Origin of the sequence: Colwellia sp. C1TZA3 (genome assembly GCF_007954265.1) — a bacterium.
Taxonomy (GTDB): Bacteria; Pseudomonadota; Gammaproteobacteria; order Enterobacterales; family Alteromonadaceae; genus Cognaticolwellia.
Map to the genome: position 1 here is coordinate 21,383 of NZ_VOLS01000055.1, position 7,099 is coordinate 28,481.

General features: G+C 38.9%; 5 protein-coding genes. All 5 read right to left on the reverse strand.

Annotated elements, in window-relative coordinates:
• Positions 1 to 125 precede the first annotated feature (125 nt).
• The 5 genes from ESZ39_RS14200 to ESZ39_RS14215 all read right to left on the reverse strand — a co-directional run bounded on the left by ESZ39_RS14200 (position 126) and on the right by ESZ39_RS14215 (position 6,454).
• Positions 126 to 596, reverse strand: coding sequence for a Dps family protein (locus ESZ39_RS14200; RefSeq protein WP_146880561.1), 471 nt, complete (start codon positions 594 to 596; stop codon positions 126 to 128).
• Between the two features lie 470 nt (positions 597 to 1,066).
• Positions 1,067 to 4,903 (reverse strand): bifunctional proline dehydrogenase/L-glutamate gamma-semialdehyde dehydrogenase PutA, encoded by a 3,837-nt coding sequence (gene putA, locus ESZ39_RS14205; RefSeq protein WP_146880562.1) that lies wholly within the window; start codon positions 4,901 to 4,903, stop codon positions 1,067 to 1,069.
• Between the two features lie 455 nt (positions 4,904 to 5,358).
• On the reverse strand, positions 5,359 to 5,538 hold the full coding sequence (locus ESZ39_RS18410; RefSeq protein WP_411266884.1) for a thiamine pyrophosphate-dependent enzyme: 180 nt from the start codon (positions 5,536 to 5,538) through the stop codon (positions 5,359 to 5,361).
• Positions 5,529 to 5,678, reverse strand: a complete 150-nt coding sequence (locus ESZ39_RS17835) for a hypothetical protein (RefSeq protein ID WP_191321802.1) — start codon at positions 5,676 to 5,678, stop codon at positions 5,529 to 5,531. The genes ESZ39_RS18410 and ESZ39_RS17835 overlap by 10 nt, the downstream gene beginning before the upstream one ends.
• A gap of 290 nt (positions 5,679 to 5,968) precedes the next feature.
• A complete protein-coding gene (locus ESZ39_RS14215; protein ID WP_146880564.1) occupies positions 5,969 to 6,454 on the reverse strand; it encodes a pyridoxamine 5'-phosphate oxidase family protein in 486 nt (161 codons plus the stop codon).
• Between the last annotated feature and the right edge of the window lie 645 nt (positions 6,455 to 7,099).

Here is a 7,099-nt window from a genome sequence, read left to right on the forward strand (position 1 = left end):
TGGTGTCGTCTTCAATCCATGCCTGGTACCTAACCCTTTCTCGACTTACTAAAACCTACATCTTGAAGTGGAGCGAGTATACATAGCTGATTTTATTTGAGAAAATAGGGGGTGAAACGCTTAATCTATTTATTTGAAGCTCTCAACATCCACGATGTTTTTTCATGAACTCGCATGCGATCTGAAACAAGAGATATGGTTGATTCATCGGCTGATTCGTTAGCCACCTTCAAAACATCACGCGCGGTCTTTATAATGGTTTCGTGACCAACGGTTAATACTTCAATCATTTGGGCCTCATTTGGAACACCATCCACCTCGTGGATTGAGCTTAATCTGGAAAATTCTTTATAAGTGCCTGGCGCCGCAACATCGAGAGTGCGAATACGTTCAGCAATGTCATCTACCGCAATGGCCAATTCCATATATTGCTCTTCAAACATCAGGTGTAACTCTCTAAATCTCAACCCCGTGACATTCCAGTGAAAGTTGTGGGTCTGTAAATAAAGTGTATAAGAATCTGCTAATAACTTCTTTAATCCTTCAGCGATTTCGTTTCTGCCTTTTTCGTCAATACCAATATCGATGTTAGTCATAGTAATTTTTCCTTTTTAGTTTATTAATGTTTATATTCTGTATTAAGAATCCGTACTAAAACTATTCATGTCAGTTGTTCTAATACCCGAGTGCCATTTATTCTTCTAAAATAAGCCGAGTGCTAAGAGGCATTTCCCACTGCGACAAGTGATACATTGTAAAGTGCTATGAGCTTAGGCTCTGTGCGATATCGAACAAACGATGACGTCTGTTCGAATGACTATTAAGTAATGGTTGTGTTGGATAAAGGTTGGCTAGCGGAAATAAAGATTGGTCGACTAAATTATAAATGTAAGCAAGATAGTCAATGCAGCATTAAAGGGCCCCATACCTGAGACCGTTACTAACTGTTTTAAGTGCTGTTTTATAACGTTAAAAAGTGAAAGACTAGCGATTTACCCTGCTAGTCTTTCGTATTAATTACTGGAAATATTTTGACTTTTTTTAAGACTTAACATTTAAGCAATAACTAATTTTCTTCCTCTAAGGTCATAAGTGATGTATTGCCACCAGTAGCGGTAGTATTAATGCTAATTGTTTTTTCTGTTAATAAACGCTGGGTTAAATTATCAAAATACTCTGAACTAATCACGGGTAAAATTGCACCTTGACGTTCGGCTAATTTCTCACTGATATAATGTTTACGCTCGCAATGGCTCTCAACAACGACACCTGATAATGCAGGTTGTGCTAGCAAGGTTGTTAAATGACATAACTTGGCCACTTGAAAAACATTCTCATCTTCGCCAGTGGCAATGAATTCATCTCTAAAAGCTATTGCTTCATCATAAAACAAGTCAGAAACAACCGTAATAACCGCATTACCCGTTGCCAAAGCCGTTACAACAGCAAGTAGCCAAAAGTGAAAAGTAACATTTTCATCAGCAAAACAGATAATGTTGCCACGATTTTCCAAATAAAGCATATTAGATTCGCCGGTTGGACCCGGTAAAATTCTTGGCGCCTTCAAGTGTTTTTCAATATCAATTAATTGTGAACGTGCCGCCGTTAAAGTGAGAGTTAAATCGTCAGCTAAATCATCAACAATATTGCTATGAGCAATTTTTTCTAACAACTTAATAATACAAGATATACGGCTATCTAACTCGGTCAGTCGCCAGATTTTTTCTGCCACACTAGCCCTATCCATAAACAATGCAGCTTCATTTTCTGATTGCTCATCGCCAACTAAAGCTTCTACTTGCCAAGGTAGCAAGTTAAATTGTTCGGCATTAGGGGTGGCTTTTTCTTTAACTAAACGCGCTAAATAATTTGGGCCGCCTGCTTTTGGCCCTGTACCTGAAAGATTACGACCACCGAAAGGTTGCACACCGACAATAGCGCCGATCATATTACGATTGATATAAACATTCCCTGCACGTGATAGCTTAGCTAAATTAAGGCCTCGTTGTTCAATACGGGTATGAATACCCATGGTTAAACCAAAACCTGTACCATTGATTTTTTCAACAACATTTTCTATTTCAGTACCTTTAAAGCGAATAACATGCACACAAGGACCAAATACTTCCTTTTCAAGCACACTAATATCTTTAATTTCATAAAGTCGCGGCGCAAAAAAACAATGTTCGTGTTGATCTACTTTATCTGTTATCTCGTTAGCCATAGCACATTGGTAAAGTAGTTGACCGTGAGTTTTCATATAGTCACTGTGGGCATTGAGTGCATCTAGCGCTTTTTGATCAATAACTGGACCTACGTCAGTGCTTAAGTTTTCTGGATTACCGACATGTAACTCTGCTAATGCACCTTTGAGCATAGTGATCACATCATCAGCAATATCTTCTTGTAAAAATAACACCCGAAGCGCAGAGCAGCGCTGACCTGCAGATTGAAACCCTGAAGAGATAACATCATCAACGACTTGTTCGGGTAGTGCGGTAGAGTCAACTATCATACAGTTTTGACCGCCTGTTTCAGCAATAAATGGCACTTGATCACCGCCTCTATCAGCCAAAGTTTGCGAAATCATAGTCGCTGTTTTAATAGAGCCCGTAAAAACAACTGTTTGAATATGTGCATTAGGAATAATAACACTACCCACTTCACTACCCTTAGCAATAACCGCTTGTACAACGCCATCAGGTAATCCGACAGACGTCATTAGTTCAATAGCGCGCAACGCAATTAAACTTGTTTGTTCGGCTGGTTTAGCCAACACCGTATTACCCGTAGCAATCGCAGCAGTCACTTGACCTATAAATATAGCTAACGGGAAGTTCCAAGGGCTGATACATAACACCACACCACGAGCTTCTAAACGATTATCTTCTGCAAGTTCAATCGCTTGTTGAGCATAATAACGACAAAAATCAACCGCCTCTCTGACTTCATCAATACCATCTTGAGCCGTTTTCCCCGCTTCCTTAATGCACAAAGCAATTAGCTCGTCGATATGATGTTCAAGAACATCAGCAATACGGCATAATAATGCCGCGCGTTCGGATACAGGCGTTTGTGACCATGCAGCAAATGCGGTTTGAGCGGTATCGACCATCGCCAGCATTTCATCCTTGCTGTGACGTTGCACAAAACCTATGATTTCACTATGCTTTGCTGGGTTTCTAATAGCGACAGACCCTTCTGGCACATCATTTTCAGAGTACAAGTTATCTAAAACCCACTTATCTAGTGATGTTTTTAACGGGGTTACTGTATTGATATCTGTTAAATCCAGGCCCTTGGAATTATCGCGACCGAGACCTTTTTCATCATGGTATAACGCAATGGGTTTTATTATTTGGCCATTATATTTGTCTTTTAAGCGATGTATTTTTTCAACGGGATCGACAAGTAAAGATTCAACCGGTTGTGACTCATCAATAATGGCATTGACAAAAGAAGAGTTAGCGCCATTTTCTAATAAACGACGAACTAAATAGGCGAGTAGATCTTTATGTGGACCCACTGGTGCGTAGACGCGACATTGAACATTTTCATTGGTAACAACTTGATCATATAACGACCCCCCCATGCCATATAAACATTGAAATTCAAAACTTGTTTTGTCGTCGCCCGCCAGTTCAAGAATAGTCGCAACTGTATAAGCATTATGTGTAGCAAACTGCGGAAAAATGGTATCTCTATATGCTAATAATTTTTTCGCACAGGCAAGGTAAGATACATCAGTAGAAGCCTTACGGGTGAACACGGGAAAATGTTGATAACCGCCTTTTTGGCTGTTTTTGATCTGAGTATCCCAATAAGCACCTTTGACTAAGCGCACCATCATTTTTCGGTCAACACGCAAAGTTAGTTCACGTAACCAGTCAACGATAAAAATGGCGCGTTTTTGATAAGCTTGCAGCGCCATCGAAAAGCCATTCCAACCTGCTAATTCATCATCACTAAAAACCGCCTCAATAACATCAAGAGATATATCTAATCGCTCAGATTCTTCCGCATCGACAGTTAAACCAATATTGTAGCTTTTGGCTTGCAAACAAAGTGTTTTAAGTTTGGCAGCAGCTTCAGTCATTACCCGATCTTTTTGCGCAAATTCATAACGAGGATGGATAGCAGAAAGTTTAACTGAAATACCAGGCACTTTACGAGGGTCGTTCTTACCCGACGCAAGAGCAACTGCGCCAATGGCATCTATGGCCACTTGATAAGCTTTAAAATACTTATCAGCATCATGCATGGTGCGCGCACCTTCACCGAGCATGTCGTAAGAATATACGAAGCCTTGCCGCTCTTTCTTGGCCGCATGATCAGTGGCATCTTGAATAGTTTCGCCCATAACAAACTGCTCACCCATAATTTTCATGGCATAGTTCATTGCTTTGCGAATGACAGGCTCACCTAAACGACCAATAACCTTCTTCAATAAACCAAAGCTATCTTTTTCGCGTTCATCAGCATAATCAACCATAGTGCCGGTCACTAATAATCCCCACGATGAGGCATTAACGAACAGTGAATCACTGCTGCCTATATGACTGTTCCACTGTCCTTGAGATATTTTGTCACTAATTAGCGCATCTTGAGTATGCTTATCTGGTACCCGCAATAAGGCTTCGGCCAAACACATCAACACCACACCTTCTTCACTCGATAGTGTGTATTCTGCCAGTAAAGCATCGACAGCACCGTTTCCCGATTCGTCTCTACGTATTTTTAGGGATATTTTACGGGCTTTCCCCCACGCCCTGCTTACAGCATTGTCGTTAACCTCTGCCAACGGTAAAAGGTGCTCTACCGCGACACTTTCATCGATACGGTAGAACTGACGAATTTTCTGACGAATAGGACAGTCTGTGCTGAACGAATGATTAAAAAGCATGTATTTGCCCTCAAAAATTATTAAAAAGAATGTTTTGCAATTACTTACATTAATTACAATTGAATTTTTTTTCTTGCTTCCTTGGCATTTAAAGTTTGGTGCTATTTCAGTTATAGCTTACAAAATACCTAACAAAGTCTTAGTCTTTGAATTTGAAAAATCTTTGGCTGTAGCAATCAAATAGTTTACTGCTTGAGACAGTTCGAGTTTTAGCGGTATGACTAATACCAAGTTGATTAATTACCTGCTCATTTTTAATGGTTAAAATGAATAACTACAGCGTTATAAAATTTATAAGGTGAATAACTACTGACTAAATTTTATGCCTTGTATTTATCCATTTTTCCTCATGAAAAAGTAGATCACTTAATTAATCAAATTGGTATAATTAATTCGGATCGACATAGACATCGATCACACAGGCAGTTTGCTAACAAAGGCTTATCCCAGTGCTTTTACTCGCTGCTTGGGGTGTTCGACACTCCACCCCTCTCTAGCTGAATGAGCCCGAGTTTGGCATGGTTAAAAACAATAACCTTTATAGCTAACTTGCGATTAACTGCCGTAATAAATTCTTGCATTAACGTACTAAAACCACCGTCATTAATAATACTTACCGAGTAGACTATTTTAATTGTGTGCCCATCGCGTCAGCCGTGCGAAATGCCATCGTGGCTAGGTTGCCCAAAAGAGGAAATAGTTGTTGTTCGGTAACGGGTAAATGTCGTGCAAACCAGGCAGTCACCATGCCAGCACCACAAAGAACTAGTATCACAAAAAAACCTCATTTTTTCGCAAGCTTGCCTACTGGCCATGCTAAAAACTGCGCTTTCATTTTCACCCTGTTGTCTTAACTATTTCACTTCCTGGTGATGACATTTAGTGATAATAAAGCGTATCTATATAATGTGTTTGACATAATGTGATCGACAATTTTTCATTTTTATTGTGGCTATAAATACGCCTCTCAATCTAAAAAACTTGTCGATACACACTTAATTAAACACAACGTTGATTGGGCTCTAAATTGAATGAATTACATTGATTACTGGTTAATTATTTAAATTAAGGCTCAATTGATTCATGAACATTATCGGAATCAGAAGAACCCGAGGTAAATAATTGCCTTATGCTGCTTAACATTGTGTTGTGACTCCAGTGCTCTGCACTGACTGAATTAACTTTCAGTAAAACAATACTTGGGTTATCTAGCCCCTCATGAATCCACGTTTCATAACGTGATTGCCAAAATTTAACTATCACATCTTTGCTTTGAATGACCTGTGTCACCCCAGATACTGAGATGAAGTTATGATCTTCTTTGATAAAACTGAGATTAACATGGTCGTTTTCAGTTAACTCATGGATTAATGCTGAAGATAATGTTGTAAAAAAGAAGATCTCCCCTTCGGAGTTAACTTCAACAGCTTCCATCGGTCGGCTTTTTAATACTCCGTGAGCAGACTGAGAAACTAGCATCGCAATATCACCTGTCTCAATTAATTTTGGAATATGTGATATATCTCTTTCTATATGCTTTTCACTTTGCATAATATTTTCTCCTGTTAAATGGAGTTTATGGTGTTGTGTCGTTTATTAGCAGTGCAGCAACAGCCGACGCAATAAATAACAACTGTTTTTGGTGTGTAAATCTACAGCCAATAATCTATTATAAGGTACTAGAGTTGTTGGCTCTGTGCGTTACCGTACTATCTATAAGAGCCATTTTTAGATCGGCTATTTTTTTTGCCTAAATATGTTTTCGATCACCGATACTTAGCTAAAATATTGGCTATATTAATCATTATAGGACTGAACAACGTAGCAAAAAATGTTTAAAAAATGGCTTCTTAACGAGCACAACAGCAGAGTTAACAATGAACAAAAAAACTCTAATACCAAGTTGATTAATTAAGTGACCACCTTTTTCATGAGGAAAAATGAAGAAATACAAGACATAAAATTTAGTCAGTAGTTATTCTCCTTATAAATTTTATAACGCTGTAGTTATTCATTTTAACCATTAAAAATGAGCAGGTAATTAATCAACTTGGTATGACAGGTGTCTTATACCAGTTCCATTAAGTTTGTGATCTTGTTGTGCGCAGGAAAAATAACTCAAGGTAAGGCGCTCGATTGAGCAATAGCTGGCTATTGGGAGTGAGAGCAACACAGCCTTGAGCTATTTTAACTAGT

Bases quoted from the DNA above. Each gene is read 5' to 3' on its own strand.
- ESZ39_RS14200 (WP_146880561.1), bottom strand. From the start codon at position 596: ATGACTAACATCGATATTGGTATTGACGAAAAAGGCAGAAACGAAATC.
- putA (WP_146880562.1), bottom strand. From the start codon at position 4,903: ATGCTTTTTAATCATTCGTTCAGCACAGACTGTCCTATTCGTCAGAAA.
- ESZ39_RS14215 (WP_146880564.1), bottom strand. From the start codon at position 6,454: ATGCAAAGTGAAAAGCATATAGAAAGAGATATATCACATATTCCAAAA.